Annotated in this window: 13 protein-coding genes; 5 read left to right on the top strand and 8 right to left on the bottom strand. The window is 41.1% G+C overall.

The features are described from left to right. A partial coding sequence (locus VE944_RS25565) for an elongation factor G (RefSeq protein WP_324983715.1) occupies nucleotides 1-1,754 on the bottom strand: 1,754 nt, incomplete at its 3' end. 264 nt (nucleotides 1,755-2,018) lie between these two features. Between VE944_RS25565 and VE944_RS25560 the strand changes: the two genes are divergently transcribed. The 3 genes from VE944_RS25560 to VE944_RS25550 all read left to right on the top strand — a co-directional run bounded on the left by VE944_RS25560 (nucleotide 2,019) and on the right by VE944_RS25550 (nucleotide 4,076). Then, entirely contained in the window at nucleotides 2,019-2,939 is a 921-nt protein-coding gene (locus VE944_RS25560; protein WP_324983712.1) for a tetratricopeptide repeat protein, read from the top strand. Between the two features lie 87 nt (nucleotides 2,940-3,026). Next, nucleotides 3,027-3,575, top strand: coding sequence for a phosphate-starvation-inducible PsiE family protein (locus tag VE944_RS25555; RefSeq protein WP_324983709.1), 549 nt, complete (start codon nucleotides 3,027-3,029; stop codon nucleotides 3,573-3,575). A gap of 255 nt (nucleotides 3,576-3,830) precedes the next feature. Then, nucleotides 3,831-4,076: a hypothetical protein gene (locus VE944_RS25550; protein WP_324983706.1), complete on the top strand. Its 246-nt coding sequence runs from the start codon at nucleotides 3,831-3,833 to the stop codon at nucleotides 4,074-4,076. A gap of 68 nt (nucleotides 4,077-4,144) precedes the next feature. Here VE944_RS25550 and VE944_RS25545 read toward each other — a convergent pair whose 3' ends face one another. The 6 genes from VE944_RS25545 to VE944_RS25520 all read right to left on the bottom strand — a co-directional run bounded on the left by VE944_RS25545 (nucleotide 4,145) and on the right by VE944_RS25520 (nucleotide 11,358). Continuing rightward, nucleotides 4,145-4,960 (bottom strand): Rpn family recombination-promoting nuclease/putative transposase, encoded by an 816-nt coding sequence (locus VE944_RS25545; RefSeq protein ID WP_324983703.1) that lies wholly within the window; start codon nucleotides 4,958-4,960, stop codon nucleotides 4,145-4,147. 125 nt (nucleotides 4,961-5,085) lie between these two features. After that, nucleotides 5,086-6,006, bottom strand: a complete 921-nt coding sequence (locus VE944_RS25540) for a methylenetetrahydrofolate reductase (protein ID WP_324983702.1) — start codon at nucleotides 6,004-6,006, stop codon at nucleotides 5,086-5,088. Between the two features lie 58 nt (nucleotides 6,007-6,064). Continuing rightward, nucleotides 6,065-7,075 carry a tryptophan--tRNA ligase gene (trpS, locus tag VE944_RS25535; protein WP_324983699.1) on the bottom strand — a complete coding sequence of 337 codons (1,011 nt, stop codon included), beginning with the start codon at nucleotides 7,073-7,075 and terminating at the stop codon, nucleotides 6,065-6,067. 228 nt (nucleotides 7,076-7,303) lie between these two features. After that, nucleotides 7,304-8,407, bottom strand: coding sequence for a fatty acid desaturase family protein (locus tag VE944_RS25530; RefSeq protein WP_324983696.1), 1,104 nt, complete (start codon nucleotides 8,405-8,407; stop codon nucleotides 7,304-7,306). Nucleotides 8,408-9,067: 660 nt separating this feature from the next. Beyond that, the gene (locus VE944_RS25525) at nucleotides 9,068-9,934 is read right to left on the bottom strand and encodes a calcium-binding protein (protein ID WP_324983693.1); all 867 of its coding nucleotides are present in this window, start codon (nucleotides 9,932-9,934) and stop codon (nucleotides 9,068-9,070) included. A gap of 164 nt (nucleotides 9,935-10,098) precedes the next feature. Continuing rightward, nucleotides 10,099-11,358, bottom strand: a complete 1,260-nt coding sequence (locus VE944_RS25520; RefSeq protein ID WP_324983690.1) for a glycosyltransferase family 4 protein — start codon at nucleotides 11,356-11,358, stop codon at nucleotides 10,099-10,101. Nucleotides 11,359-11,509: 151 nt separating this feature from the next. Here VE944_RS25520 and VE944_RS25515 point away from each other — a divergent pair, with 151 nt between their 5' ends. Next, nucleotides 11,510-12,241, top strand: a complete 732-nt coding sequence (locus VE944_RS25515; RefSeq protein ID WP_324983736.1) for a DUF429 domain-containing protein — start codon at nucleotides 11,510-11,512, stop codon at nucleotides 12,239-12,241. 37 nt (nucleotides 12,242-12,278) lie between these two features. After that, nucleotides 12,279-12,743: a DUF29 domain-containing protein gene (locus VE944_RS25510; RefSeq protein WP_324983687.1), complete on the top strand. Its 465-nt coding sequence runs from the start codon at nucleotides 12,279-12,281 to the stop codon at nucleotides 12,741-12,743. Between the two features lie 69 nt (nucleotides 12,744-12,812). Here the strand turns inward: VE944_RS25510 and glgP are convergent, their stop codons facing one another. Next, complete coding sequence (gene glgP / locus VE944_RS25505) at nucleotides 12,813-15,377, bottom strand: alpha-glucan family phosphorylase (protein WP_324983684.1); 2,565 nt, start codon at nucleotides 15,375-15,377, stop codon at nucleotides 12,813-12,815. Nucleotides 15,378-15,608: the final 231 nt, after the last annotated feature.

Raw genomic sequence — 15,608 nt, 5'->3', positions numbered from 1 at the left:
AGAATTGGTTCTAACAGGGTAGGTTCCGCTTGGGGTATTCCCGTTTGCATTGCCAATCGGGCAGCTTGTTTAAAAGCTTGTTCGGAACTATCAACGTTGTGATACGAACCATTAGTCAGAGTTACCGCCAAATCCACCATTGGAAAGCCCAAAGGCCCATGTGTGAGAAATTCCCGCACGCCCATTTCCACCCCAGGAATGTACTGTTTAGGAACCACACCGCCGACAATGGTTTCATTAAAGTTGAAACCTGTACCGCGTGGTAGGGGTTTGATGTCGAGAAAAACATCACCAAACTGTCCGTGACCACCGCTTTGGTGCTTGTAGCGCCCATGAATTGAAGCCACTGTTTTACGGATGGTTTCTTTGTAAGGCACTTGTGGTAAATGAGTTGTCATCGGCAAGTTATATTTGCGGCGCAGTCTATCTAAGGCGACTTGTAAATGAATCTCGCCTTGTCCCCACAAGATAACTTCATGAGTATCGCCGTGTTGTTCCCAAGCAAGTGAACAGTCTTCTTCTAATAACTTGGTGATGGCACCGCTAAGTTTTACTTCATCATTGCGCTTTTCTGGTGTAATGGCGAGGGCATACACTGGTTCCAACTCTACAGCTTTGGGTAATTTTATTGCCGACTGCTGTTCTGTGGAGATTGTATCGCCTGTCTTGATTCCTTCTAAACGGCTCAATGCGACAATTTCACCAGCATTAACTTGGTTAACTGACTGCTGTTGTTGTCCCATGAGGCGGTAAATTCCACCAGTGCGAATGCCATTGAGGACAATGCCATCAGTTAATTTGCCCCGCCAAACACGCACGAGAGAGAGTTTGCCACCTTGGGGAGTGTAGTAAGTTTTTAATACCTGCGCTAAAGGTGTATCACCTTTTATGTTTTTTAAACGACGTTCTGCTGTGCTTTCTGGTTCGGGGGCTTCCCGTAACAAGGCTTCTAATAGAGGTCTAACACCATAATCTTGTTCTGCTACACCAAAGAAAACGGGCACTACCAAATCTGCCCCTAATTCCATTTTTAAATCTTTGAGGATTTCCTCTTGAGGAGGTTCGATGTCTTCTAAAAGTTCTTCGAGTAAATGATCGTCAAAATTTGCTAAAGCTTCGAGCATTTCTGCCCGCGCTATATGTTCTTCTTCTTTTAAATTGTCGGGGAAGGGAATGGGGTCAGCAGGTGCGCCTGGATGATATTGATACGCCTGTTCACTCACCATATCGATAAAGCCGGTGAGTTGTTCCCCGTTCATGATGGGATATTGATGCGCTACCAGGGGACGGCTAGATACTGCTTTGAGGGCGTGCAACGTTTCTAAAACGTGAATATTTGCCCGATCCATTTTGTTGACGAAGACGAGGTGGGGAATTTCCCAATCGTCGAGGAATTTAAATAGAGGGGCTAGGGTGAGGACTCGTTCGCGGATGGGTTCGCAAACTACAATTGCCGCATCAACTCCCATTAAAGCATTGTACGTTTCTTGAGCAAATTCTATACTTCCCGGACAGTCAATAAAAGTGAAGCGAATGTCGTTATACTCAGTGCTAGCGGCGCTGACTTCTACACTCATGTGGCGATCGCGCGACTCGGCAGCATTATCTCCCACTGTATTGCTGTCCTTAATACTCCCTTTGCGAGAAATTGCCCCTGTGACAAATAACAAGCTTTCTAGTAAAGTAGTTTTTCCACTTAAATAAGGGCCGACAATTGCAACATTCCGCGAACCCGATTTTACTTTTTCGTTCATAAAACCTCCCTTGCGGTAAGTTTTTCCTAACCGCATGATTCTGTTTTTATCAGGGATAAAAAATGCTTCTCTGGAGTCAAAATTATCCCTTCTTTAATTTGTTATTATCCTCCTTTTAATCTAAATTAAAAAAAATTGTAGCCCGTTGTAAGATTTGGCTTAATAGAACTTAACAAAAATAGGCTTTTATGGCAAAATAAAAATTTTTGTAAAAAAGTTTTTATAAAGTAAATTTAACCGAAAGTGTTGCAAGTCAGAAAATCAATGGGAAAATCATTCTTTAAATATCGCATAGCTGGGTTAGTAAGTTTGATGCTGCTTGTTAGCATTTCCTCCGCCTCTCTATCTTTATCTGCTCCTGTCCCCTCAAAGCAGGCACAATCTAATGGTAAAACTGCTGTAGACTGGTTAAACCAAGGCTTACAAGCAATTCAGGCGGGAAAGGTACAAGATGCGATCGCAGCCTTTAAACAAGCAACTCAATTAGATCCGACATTAGCACCAGCGCAGTATAATTTAGGATTAGCATTCCGACAAACGGGACAATTACAACCCTCTGCGGATGCATTTTATCGAGCGACGCAAGCCGATCCTAAGTTTGCTCCAGCTTTTGCTAATTTAGGTGGTGCGTTGTTAGAAGGCAATAATTTAAAGTTAGCTAACGATTACTTACAACGAGCGTTAGAACTTGATCCCAAACTAGGATTTGCTCATTATAACTTGGGGTTGGTACGAGAGCAGCAACGAGATTGCGAAGGAGCGATCGCATCTTTTAAAAAAGCCATAAAATATAGCAAAAATGCACCAGAGCCTCATTATCATATAGGGATATGTTATCTCCAACAAGGTAAACTCGATCAAGCCAGAGATGCGTTTAATCAGGCAGTAAAAATTAATCCAAAGTATCCAGAAGCTTACTACAATCTCGGCTCAATTTGGTTTCAGCAACGCAAGTTGCAAGAGGCATTAGAGGCTTTTAGAAAATCAGCCGAAGCTAACTCTAACTATCCCAACGCTTATTATGGTGCAGGGTTAGTTTTTATGCAGTTAAAGCAATATGGAGATGCAGTGCAAGTATTGCAATTTGCTAGAGATTTATACAATGCTCAAAAGAATCCTCAGTGGGCGAAAAATGCCGAGCAATTGTTGCAACAAGCACAAAATTTAAATTACCAACCTCGCTGAGGCGCAAAAACTTAATATTGCATAACATAAAACTATTGGGTTGACTCGCTGGTGTTGTCTGAACTTGTCCCGATTGGAAAAATCTACATGCAAAAGCGCCAGAAAAGTCGATTTTTATTTAGCGATCGCTGGCTTGATCGGCAATCAATTGTTCGCAACATGGAAGCCTTTCAAGACTTAATTGTGATTGTTTTGTGTTTTGGTTTGTTCGCCGTCATGCTAATCCAATTGTGGGGAATAGCTATCGCCCTCACGCAGCCACTAGACTATAAACATGTGACTGCAAAAATACTATTTGTGTTGATTTTAGTCGAGTTATTTCGACTATTAATGGTCTATTTGCAAGAACATAGTATCTCTGTGGGAGTGGCAGTGGAGGTAACAATTGTATCTCTACTGCGCGAGGTAGTAGTTCACGGAGCGCTGGAAATGCATTGGGTTAATACGCTTGCAATTTGTGGTTTGTTGTTTGTTCTGGGTGGACTACTCGTAGTCTGCGCTAAAACGCCACACATGGATTGCATGAGTGCTAACACTAAGTTTTGTCCGGTTGTCTATAGAGGAGGTAGGGAACGGCAAAACGAGTTGGAATTACAGTATTCACGTCAATGTGATGAGAATCAACCGCTTGGATAAATTGTTATGAAAATGGGGGGTGGGAGAGACGCGATTAATCACGTCTGTAGTGGAGAGTAGGGAAAAAGCATTTTTTTACTCTCCACTCCTTTGCTTGGGCCTGTATCAGGAACTTGGATGCATCTAAAATCTAAAATGGTATAACTTACTTTTGCAAGGTATTTCTGACGTATTGAAATATACTCTTTTTGGAAGATGAATCCCTCTTTTAGGGCAAGTATAAGTTAATTAGAAATTCTAAAAGAGGTTCAAACAATGGTTACAAATACAGGTAACGGACAGTCTCAACAAGCGATTAGCGACTTGGAGTATGATTTTGTCACCGTTTTGCACAACAAGGCTGAAGCCGTTAAAGCTTACGATACCTACATCAAAGATGCAGAAAAAGTAGGTTCTCAGCCTTGTGTAGAGTTGTTCCAAAAATTGCGTCAATCTGATATTGAACACGCACAAGAGATTCGCCAACATCTACAACAAGTGCTGGAACACGGTAAGATGTAACCCAGGTTTTAAGTGCGTAGGCGTAGTTTACGCACTTGCTGATTACAATTAGACGCAAGCAGCGCCCACTATGACCTAGACTGATCCTGGGCTACTAGCTGTACTTGCGCCACTGTCAAATCGAGAGCCACCGCCACTTGTTCCACACCCAACCCCAATGCCAACAACCGGGGAATAGCTTCTAACTTAGCTTCCTGGCGACCTTCCTGGCGACCTTCTTCTAAGCCGTCTTTCTTGATTGATTGATACATCCGTGTTTTTTTGAATTCGTCGTCTATACCCAACATTTCTGCTAACTCCTCTCGGCTTAACCGGGTAAATTTGTACAACAGAATAGTTTCTATCAATTCTACAATTTGCTTGGTGGTAGTTTCATCTGCCAGTTGTTGTCTTGCTTGTAATATCAATTCTCTTCCTTTGTCAAGGGCTGTCTCTTCCCTTTCGATAATTAATTTAACGATCGCAACTTGCAGTGAGTTCTCACCTGTATCTAATTCATCTAGATAAATGCGTTGCACTTGTGAACTGTTTAGCAGCAACTGATACGGTAGCCGATCGTCTGGATCTAAACTTCGTTGGGGATAGATAACAACAGCACGCCAAAAATTTATAGATTCGTTTTGACGCAAGTAAACAAAGATTTCGGCAAAGAAGCGTCTATAGAAAGTCGGGTCTAATTGAAACTGGACTTCAACAAAGTAGAGGGGTTGGTTTGTGGTTTCGCTTGTCGGTATAAATACTCCATCAATCCTAAAAGCAGTTTCTTTTAGTTCGATTGAAACAAATTGATATGCGTTTACATTGGCAGTCGTATCGCCAATTATTGCAAAAAATATGCTAGGGAAAGTTTGAAATAAACTATAAAATATTTTGTCAGTTTGCACCTGAGTTTAGTAAGGCTAAAATTGGATATTCAAAGTTTATCAAAAGTAGTGTAAATGTGTCTGTTTCAGTATAAAAAAGCAGATGGGAATAGCCATCTGCTTTAATAAAAGATTCGTTATCTTCTTTATTTGGAAACCAACTGATTAACTGGAGCAATCCCAGCCAAATCTAAAATTGGCGCGATCGCATCTTCTCGCTTCACCGCCATCATGTGGACACCTTGGCATAATTGGCGTGCTATTTGCACTTGCTCGGCAGCGATTTTTATCCCTTCCTCAAAAGGATCTTTGGCTTTTGCCAATCTATCAATAATATGTTGGGGAATATTAACACCCGGAACACATCTATTAATAAACTGGGCATTTTTTGCCGATTTCAACAGAAAAATTCCTGCCAAAATTGGTTTTTTATAGCCAGCAGCAATGGTATCCATGAACTTTTCTAACCGCTCAAAATCGGTAATTAACTGACTTTGAAAAAACTGTGCTCCGGCTTCGATTTTGCGTTCAAATCGACTTTGTAAACCCGACCAACTTTTACATTGCGGATCTACTGCTGCACCAACAAATAAATCTAACGCTCCATCAGTCAAGGGTTTATCGTTGCAATCAACGCCTTGATTCATCTTCCGAATCAGTTGCAGCAGTCGCACAGCTTCTAAGTCAAACACTGCTTTAGCATCTGGATGATCGCCTGCTTTTACTGGGTCACCAGTCAAAGCTAAAATATTACGGATACCTAAAGCATGAGCGCCCATCAAATCAGCTTGTAAACCGATGCGGTTGCGATCGCGGCAAGCAATTTGACAAATCGGCTCTATGCCGTTTTGTAACAAAATCACCGACGCCATTAACGAAGACATCCGTAATACTGCGCGGCTACCATCAGTAATATTGACAGCATGAACCCTTCCCTTAAGAGTCGCCGCCATTTGAATCATGTGTGCTGGATCTCCCCCTTTCGGGGGTGCTACCTCGGCGGTAACTAGAAATTCACCTGCTTGTACAGCTCTCTTGAAGGCTGTGGGGCTATGGGTGTGATGCATAAAATTAAGAATTTCAATTTCTTAAATGGTATAGCCAATCACACCGAAAAGGGACAAGTTATAGAGGAAGAGAGTAGCCTAAAGCAGTTTTTACTTGTGATAAAGTTTGATTTGCGATCGCTCTAGCTTTTTCCCCTCCATCCCGCAACACAGACTCCAAATAGCCTTTATCTTCCGTTATCGACTGATATTTTTCTTGAATTGGTTTGAGAGACTCAATTATCGTGTCCGTCAACAATGGCTTAAATTGCCCCCAACCCATATCCTGACATTCAACAGCTACATCTTCCTTCGTTTTACCAGAAAGCAATGTATACAGCGTTAACAAATTATTACACTCTGGACGCGCTGGATCATCAAAGGTCAGCCCACGAATCGGATCGGTTTTGCAACGCTTAATCTTGTATTGAATCTGTTCTGGTGAATCTAGCAAACTGATTCGGCTTAACTCAGAAGGATCAGATTTGGACATTTTGCGTGTACCGTCCGCCAAACTCATCACCCTTGCCCCTTCCTTACGAATCAAAGGGTCTGGTAACTTTAGAACTGCCTGATCTGGTTTACCGAATTGGTGATTTAACCGAGCTGCAATATCCCGTGTCAATTCCAAATGTTGCTTTTGGTCTTCACCCACTGGCACTTTATCAGCTTGGTAAAGCAAAATATCAGCTGCCATCAGCACAGGATAATCCAATAAACCTGCACTCACATTTTCTCCTTGTTTAACAGCCTTTTCCTTAAACTGGATCATATCTTGCAGCCAGTTTAGAGGTGTAATGCAGTTGAGCAACCAGGTGAGTTCACTGTGGGCCGAAACGTGGGATTGTACAAAAATGGTAGAGTGATTTAAATCAAGACCACAAGCTAGATAGAGAGCAGCAAGGGTGTAGGTATCAGCTGCCAACTGTTTTGGGTCGTGTGGCACTGTAATCGCATGTAAATCAGCCACAAACAGGTAATTTTCGTATTCGCTCTGACCTTCTACCCAGTTGCGAATGGCTCCCAAATAGTTACCTAGATGGTAATTGCCGGTTGGTTGAACTCCAGAAAGAACACGTTGTTTGCCCATAAATTTCAACTTAGTTATCTCAAATCCGCGCTTGTAAAATGGCGATGTCTCGCGACAAATTGCTTTTTGCCTACGCAAAACTCATTTAATTTTGACATTTTCCAGCGCAATTCGCCGTTGAAATATTGGAGTTGACTTTTACAGTTGCTAAAACAACGGTAAAAGTTAAACTTATCTTTGTACAATCTCTTGGTGAGCAGTGCTTCCAAGATGATAGCAAACATCAATTTACATAATTTTGTAATTATCGATTATAGCGCAAGGAACAGACTTTTCTCCCGACCAATCGGTAAAGGTATCTTCATTTTTGTAATGCCTTGGCGTTTGCATAAGCAACTGCCAAGCATCTTTGACATTTAATAAATTTAAACGTTCAGGATAATGGATCTTTAATAATTCTTGCACTAGAGGATAATAGTCAGAGTTTATTCCTGGAAAAATATGATGTTCTGTATGATAAGAAAAATTTAAATGCAATTTGTCAAATAGTTGAGGAACACGCAAGGAAATACTATTAATGAGTGGATCGTTGACACTTGTCATCTGACAAAGCATGTGATTTGTATAGATGTAAAACATTACTCCAGCGTAACCAATCCCAATAGGCAGAAAGTAACTCAACACGATTTTTAGGATATTAAATTTTAAATATACTAAAATACTCAAATGAATCATGAAAATTACAAAAAGTTCACCTGCGATTAACCAACGCTCTTTAGTTTTGACTGTAAAGGCAGCAGGAACAAAACTCACAGATTCACGATTAAAGAATAGCACAGAAGCTAAATTCCGAAGATTATGTGTTCCCCATGCGGTTGCCATTCCCACTGTTAAACTGATGGGATTAACCTCAGCAGAAGGTACGCATACATTTTGAATCCATTTACCCCAAGTTTTCGGCTGCTTGTATAAGTAATTGCGATCAGGATCTGCTAAAGAATTAGTTTTATTATGATGTTCTCGATTATGTACTGCTTTCCACAATGTGGGTGGCATCCATAACATCGCTAGCCCTAGCAAGCTAATAATTCTGAGTAGTATAGGGGAGTTTCTAATTACGCTACCGTGCATTAGTTCATGGGAACTAAATAGCAAGACGATAACACTATTGCCCATCACTATAGCTAAAGGCAAATAAAGCCATAAAAGATATAAATTCCAACGATCTAGATAAGATGCGATCGCCCAGCCTAGAATCAAAATTGCCCAATTAATTAATATAATCAGTAATTTACTTGGATCGGGAAGAAATACTTTTGCCGGAAGTAGGGGACGCAATGTTTTTGCATACTCTGCTTGGCAAATTAACTTTTGGGCGTTACAAACTTCCATAAATATTAGTAAACTTTATTTAATTTATATTACAATAAATCGTTTAAAAAGTTAATCTAATTTTTACCATAAATTTTCTATCGATAGTATAAGTGAATACTGAAAGTGAATTATGAGTTTAAACACGGTTTTATTTATACACTACAGTCTCTAAAAAAGTATGTACCTTTAGTAGGAGATATGAATATTAAAACCCCACTAGCATATACAGGGTAAGCGCATCTCAAACCCTATTGACACGGTGGTTTTGGGGTTTAGCCAAAGCATAAATAAGTTCAAAATTACTACACTGAGCCAAGGGGTGGGATTGACATTTTCGTATTTATGTGGTTAAAAAAACATAAAAAGCTATTTGACCCATGTTTTTTCAATCATTTACGACAATTCGTCCTATTTTGAATGAAAAATTGATATTCAGGTACAGTTTTAAGCTTTTTATCTGTATCAAGAGCTACAAAATTAGATGCGCTTACCCTGCTAGCATATACAGCAATGCGTGGGGCGGTAGAGTAGTCTTAAGTTGACAGTTTTATAGACATAGCCCGTCGTAGACATCGCTCTCAAGAAACCGCATTCATTGTATGGTTACTTAGTAATATTGATGGGTTATGTAAAATCTCGGTTAATTTTTTTCACAAAAACCAAACTCTTAAATTCTATTTACCTTTCTGCTAAACCCACCTGTCCTCCAATTAGCCCCAAAAACCCTGTTCCAAAGTGCTGAATCTCCAAAAAACTTGCTTGCTCCGGTGAGGTTTTGTAAATCCGAAATGTCTTCATAATTCCCAAGGTGGCAGCACTTTCTAGAGGGCCAACAAAGCTAATATCTCGGTCGATAAAATAAGCTTGATTAGCCCAATAAGTCATCTGATTTGCATTCAAAAAATAGCAGCCTGCATGGGGATTGAGGGCACGACAAAAGGTAATTGGTGCATTCATAATTGTACCTTTGAGTTCCTGTTGCTCCTGCACATTTTGAAAGGGAGCAGTTACTCGCAAAGCTAAATCCCCATCAATGTAAGCTTTGTGAACCAAACCGTAAGGGGAAACTTCATAACGATTTGGCTGGAGCAAATTTAAATCACCTGCTTGTTGGGTAAACCAGTTTAATTTTATAAAAAACCAAGGATCATAGATAATTAGGTCATCTTCCAGGAAGCAGTAGTAATCATACTGACCGAGACAACTTTGCAGAATAGCTTGGCACTCAAATCCTAAAAGTAGAGGTTCTGCATTGCTAGAATGATGCCTATATAAATGGGATGGTAGGGGAAGCTGATTCAGAAGATGATTATCTTTTGTTGTACAAATAACAATATCTAATTCGTGAGATTGCGGCTGGTTAGCAGGGAAAGCCATTCGTTGAGCAATATTGATGATACTTTGAGATTTACCAAATAATTGGTGTAAGGCAGTAAGGCTATTAGTTAACGCCTGTAAGCGTGGTTGCGGGTCTTTGCGTTGAGAAGCATGACGACCCTCATTGCTAGGTTTGAAATAATGGGCAATGGTAAAAATAATTCGCATTTTAAATATTGCTCTCTGTCATTTGTCATTCGTCATTAGTTATTGACCAATAACTAATAATTAATATATTTATTACAAAAGTCGTTCTTTTCAGCTTTTATTGGCACCTTTGCTTGAAGCAAAAATATTTATACAAGAGGTTAATGGCTGATAACGAATATTATCTAATTTCTGCCAAATCCTTTAGAAGTTGGACGCTTCTTCAAACTATTAGAATTTTTGCCAGCAAACATCCATTGCAAATGCTGTGGTAATAGTTTTGCCAAATCATAACGCTTCAAAATAGTCTCTCGTGCATTCGCACGAATTGCTTGCATTTCCTGAGGATGATTCAGCGCCTCTTCAACCCGATTAGCAATATTCTGGGGAGAAAAGAAGTCTACCAGCAGCCCATTTACCCCATCCTGTACGACTTCCAATACTGGCGGAGTCTTAGAGGCTATTAGTAAACATCCTGCTGCCATGACTTCTAACATTGACCAAGATAAAACAAAAGGACGAGTTAAATAAACATGAGCTGAAGAAGCTTGCAAAACCTGAAGATACTCATTGTAAGGAAGCCTATCTGTAAAGTGCAGCCTCGATAAATCCAAAGATAATTTTTCTAGCATTAATTGTTTATAAGTCTGCCCATCAGGAAGATTTTTACCATAGGCAACCCGATCTTCTCCCACAACTACTACATGGCACTTAGGTCGTCGCTGCTGAATTAGCGCCACCGTTTCCATAAACTGCGGAAAACCTCTATAAGGTTCCATCCCCCGTCCCACATAAGTTACCAACTCTTCCACATGGGAAAGGTCGAGATTTATTCTTGGTAAAACTAACTTTGCGCCTGGTTTTGGGACAAAATATTTGGTATCAACACCATCATGAATTACAGTGATTTTGCTATGATATTCTTTGGGAAATTGCTGACGCTGCCAATTCGTTGGAGAAAGTCCGCGATCGCAGCTATATAAATCAGTCAAAATCGGCGCATTTTTGACGCGAATACGGCATTCATCATCAGCATTCAATGGTTCATTAGGATCAAAATCTGCATCGGAACCGTGAGCATGATAAAACCACTCGAAATAACATAATAATTCTGCTTTGGGGAAAATATCTTTCATAAATAAAGTTGGGCCCCAACCAGAATGTCCATAAACTATATCTGGAACGAAACCCTCAGCTTTTAATTTTTCTGTCACGCGATAGACAGCCTGGGCGGTGAGAACAGCATTTTCCAGGTTGCGAACGTAATGGTGGGTTTGGGGAGCAGCTTCACGAGAAGGAGTGTAAATAGCTTTAAAAACGCCAGGTATTTCGCCTTCACGACGATTTGTCCCAAAGACGACTTGACAATTAGGATCTTTACCTAAAACTGTCGCTAGATTACGAAATTGCGAGGGAAAATTGGGATGTAAAAATAAAACTTTCATTGGAATAATCTTGATTAATTTATTGCCAGATAAAATAAATTAAGACAAGCTATTTAAGATTATAAGATTATTTATCACAATTTTTAGCAAGTAAATTTAGATGAATCGTTGCCGCAAAATGCGAAAATAATCGCAAATTCGTGTTATGACAATGAAATTTATTGGCATTGATTTAGGCTGGAAATCTCAACCAAGTGGACTATGCTGTTTAGAATGGATAGATGGACAACTGCAACTACTTGATCTAAATCGCAAAGAAGCCATTGCAGACATCCTCACCTGGATTGATCAAAGCGTACAATCAGACGAACCAGCCATCATCGCCGTAGATGCACCTACCCTCATACCCAACGCCACTGGGAGCCGCCTCGCCGACAAACTCAGCCACAAATACTTCGGTAAATATCATGCAGGATGCTACCCAGCTAATCAAAACCTACCCTTCGCAGAACGCACCATCAACTTTGGCTTAGAATTAGAATCACGCGGTTTTGCACATGCACCCACCATTGAACCGCAAAAACTCAGCAGATATCAAATAGAAGTCTTTCCCCACCCAGCAATCGTTAACCTATTCAACTTAGAACGCATCCTCAAATACAAAAAAGGACGACTCACTGAGCGCCGCTTAGAACTAATCAAACTCCAAAATTATCTTCTCAATATCCTCCCCTCTTTCTGTCCTCCTCTGCGCCTCTGCGGTTCCTTACTCCTTGAAATCCCCACCACAGGCGCAGCTCTCAAAGCAACCGAAGATAAACTAGATAGCCTAATTTGCGCTTACGTTGCTGCATACTGGTGGTATTGGGGAGAACAACGTAATTTAGTACTTGGCGATCGCACCACAGGCTACATTGTCATCCCTCAAAGAATGTTACCCTAAAATTGTAATCTCGTAAGATTTAACTCAAAGAGATTTTATGCAAGGAGTTAGTTCTAACTTGAGTTTAAAAGAGCTTTATGAAATTGATGATCATCTTTGGTTAGAGCAAACAATCAAACTATTAAAAGCTAACCATTTAGAAGAATTAGATTTAGAAAACTTAATTGAGGAGCTAGACAATTTGGGTCGTAGAGACAAAGCCAAGGTCAGTTTATTAGAACAAATTCTTAGACATCTTTTATTGCTGCAATTCTGGACAGAAGAGTTTCAATATAAATCTGGACATTGGAAAGCAGAAATTAGGAATTTTAGGAACCAATTAAAACGTAATTTGACAACGAATTTATATCAATTTTTAGAAATAGAGTTAGCATCAATTTATTATGATGCATTAGGATATGTAATTGATAAAACTGAAGGAAAACTAGATAACTTACCCCAATCTTGTATTTACACCTTAGAACAGCTACTAGATATTAATTATCTACCTGAAAATGTTTGATATAAAAGGCGTTGCTAAACTTAAATCAGCAACGCCTAATATTGAGTATTCAACAATAACTCAGTACTCTTATTCTGCCCAAGCAATCAACCTTGGTTCATAAGGATTAGCTAAGTATTGATTCTTCGGCAATACACGCAAAGACAAGCCTTGCAAACCAGAAACAGTATAAGTGATATTACCCGTGTAAATACTCAATTGCTGTGCATCTTCACCTTGGTAATCCATCACCACTGGGACAGCGTTGACAATATCACCATTGGCATCGATCGCACCTTGATATAACTCCACCTGCACATCATCATTCGTCAAAGTTGCTAAGTCAACCTTGGCTTTAACAGCAACGGTTTGGTTAACCTCAATATCTGAAGCTGCCGATACGTCAACATCTTTGATTCTGATGTTAAACCAGTGTTCGCCCAATTTTTCTTTCCAAGCAGCTAGTTCTTTAGCTGGGGCATAGTTATCAACAGTCAGGGTATGATAGCGATCGCTAGCCGGGAAATAAGCCCTTTGTGCATATTCTCCTACCATCCGCGCTGTATTAAAGAAGGGACAATTCAACCGAATTGCATCCTTCATTTTGGCAACCCACGGACGGGGTAAGCCATCACTATCCCGGTGCTCATAAAATAGCGGTACAACTTCCTTCTCTAACAATTCGTAGAGAGCATTTGCTTCTACTTCATCTTGGTAGTTAGGATCGTCGTAATTCTCTCCATGTCCAATTGCCCAACCTGTGCGGACGTAATCAGCTTCATCCCACCAGCCATCTAGTACACTTAAATTCGGCAAGCCATTCATTGCTGCTTTCATGCCACTTGTACCAGAGGCTTCCCGGGGACGACGCGGTGTGTTTAACCAGATATCGCAACCCGCAACCATCAACCGGGAGATGTGAATGTCGTAATTGGGAACAAACACTACCTGTTTTTCTAAATGTTGTTCGCGGATAAAGTGATTGATCTCACGGATAAGTTCTTTACCTGGAATATCCTTCGGATGTGCCTTACCAGCAATCACAAATTGCACTTTCCGGTCTTTGTTAGCTAGTAAAAGCCGCTTAATCCGATCCAAATCACGCATCCAGAGGGTAGCGCGTTTGTAGGTGGCAAAGCGGCGCGCAAAGCCGATGGTGAAAGCGTAAGGATCTAAAACTTCTTGTGCCTGGGAAATTTCGGAAGCGGAAGCACCGCGATCGGTTAAATGCTTGACTAAATGCTCCCGCACATACAAAATCATATCTAAACGGCAGCGTTCGTGATTGCGCCACAATTCTTCATCGGGTATGGCATCCATCCGATCCCACAATGGGCTATCTGGTGGTGCTGATGACCAGTTTGGCCCCAGGTAGCGATCGTACAATTCTTGAGTAGATTTCGCAACACAACTCCGAGCATGGACACCATTAGTAATTGCTGCGATCGGCACTTCTTCTACTGGCACATTCTGCCACAAGCCCTGGAACATTTGCCGCGACACCACACCATGCAGTTGGGCGACACCGTTAGAAAATGTTGCCATCTTCAGCGCCAGCACCGCCATACTGAAAGGCCCAGATAAATCGCCTGTATTCTCACGCCCTAGTCCTAAAAATTGCTCTTTAGGCAACCCAAATATCTCTGCATAGTATCCCAAGTAATGGAGCATTTTGTCAGGAGCGAACAAGTCAATCCCTGCCGGTACTGGCGTGTGGGTAGTAAAGATATTACTGGAAGCCACCACCTGTTTAGCTTGGGGATAATTCAGTCCTTCTTCCTGAATCAGCAAGCGGATGCGTTCTAGGGCAGAGAAGGCGGCGTGGCCTTCATTCATGTGGTAGGCTGTGACTTTCAAACCCAAAGCTTTGAGCATTTGCACACCACCGATCCCCAGCATGATTTCCTGGTGGATACGCATATCGATGTCGCCACCGTACAGTTGATCTGTGATGTCGCCGTCGTAAACATTGTTGGGTTCAATGTTGGTGTCCATCAAATAGAGGGGCACCGTTCCTATCTGTACGCGCCAAACTCTGGCATACACCTTGCGTCCTGGATAATCTACCGCAATTCGCAATTCTGAACCATCAGGATTGCGCTCTAGATGCAAGGGCATATTGTAGAAATCGTTCATCAGGTAGCGTTCTTGCTGCCAGCCATCGGCATTGAGATACTGGGCAAAGTAGCCTTGCTGATACAGTAAACCTACGCCTACAAGCGGTAGCCCTAAGTCACTGGCAGATTTGAGGTGATCCCCTGCCAGAACGCCCAAGCCCCCAGAATAGACGGGTAAACAATCTACAAGTCCAAATTCCGCCGAAAAATAGGCGTAGCATTCTTTTGGTTTATCCTCCCGTTGTTTCTGATACCAGGTGCGCTCTTGCAAATAATCGTCTAACTGACGGTCAGCTCGATCCATTTGCGCTAGGAAGCCTTCATCTTCGACAACTTCCAGAAGCCGTGATTGAGAGATAGTACCTAACATTAACACCGGGTTATGATGGCTAGACTCCCACAGGTCAGAGTCTAAGCGACGGAATAAATCTTTAGTGTCAACGTTCCAATCCCACTGCAAGTTATATGCTAGCCGCCGTAGTGGTTCGAGTCGTGGCGGTAGTGAAGGGGATACGTTAAATGTGCGAATTGGCTGCATAGGTTGGCAAAACTCCAAGTTTAGCTATGGTTATTGTTTACTCTCTTTACCAATGTTGCCAATTCTTTATACAGTAGTTTGTGAAAAAGCCATGACTTTGTTAAGCATTGAGAATTTTTTTTAACCTCGTTGCTAAAGTTTACACCAAGGTGTTTCTAATTCTATGCCTTACCCTCAGCCATGTACTTGGTATATTAAAATTTAATCACTTAGTGCCATGTATCACTGAAA

The organism is Nostoc sp., assembly GCF_035638895.1.
Classification (GTDB): domain Bacteria; phylum Cyanobacteriota; class Cyanobacteriia; order Cyanobacteriales; family Nostocaceae; genus Nostoc.
Note: the sequence above shows the minus strand (reverse complement) of the source record. Positions and strands in the feature narration are given on the sequence as shown.

Coding starts and splice junctions, on each gene's coding strand:
- glgP (WP_324983684.1), bottom strand. CDS start 15,377: ATGCAGCCAATTCGCACATTTAACGTATCCCCTTCACTACCGCCACGA.
- VE944_RS25540 (WP_324983702.1), bottom strand. CDS start 6,006: ATGCATCACACCCATAGCCCCACAGCCTTCAAGAGAGCTGTACAAGCA.
- VE944_RS25525 (WP_324983693.1), bottom strand. CDS start 9,934: ATGCGAATTATTTTTACCATTGCCCATTATTTCAAACCTAGCAATGAG.
- VE944_RS25530 (WP_324983696.1), bottom strand. CDS start 8,407: ATGGAAGTTTGTAACGCCCAAAAGTTAATTTGCCAAGCAGAGTATGCA.
- VE944_RS25555 (WP_324983709.1), top strand. CDS start 3,027: ATGCAAAAGCGCCAGAAAAGTCGATTTTTATTTAGCGATCGCTGGCTT.
- VE944_RS25515 (WP_324983736.1), top strand. CDS start 11,510: ATGAAATTTATTGGCATTGATTTAGGCTGGAAATCTCAACCAAGTGGA.
- VE944_RS25520 (WP_324983690.1), bottom strand. CDS start 11,358: ATGAAAGTTTTATTTTTACATCCCAATTTTCCCTCGCAATTTCGTAAT.
- VE944_RS25550 (WP_324983706.1), top strand. CDS start 3,831: ATGGTTACAAATACAGGTAACGGACAGTCTCAACAAGCGATTAGCGAC.
- VE944_RS25560 (WP_324983712.1), top strand. CDS start 2,019: ATGGGAAAATCATTCTTTAAATATCGCATAGCTGGGTTAGTAAGTTTG.
- trpS (WP_324983699.1), bottom strand. CDS start 7,075: ATGGGCAAACAACGTGTTCTTTCTGGAGTTCAACCAACCGGCAATTAC.
- VE944_RS25510 (WP_324983687.1), top strand. CDS start 12,279: ATGCAAGGAGTTAGTTCTAACTTGAGTTTAAAAGAGCTTTATGAAATT.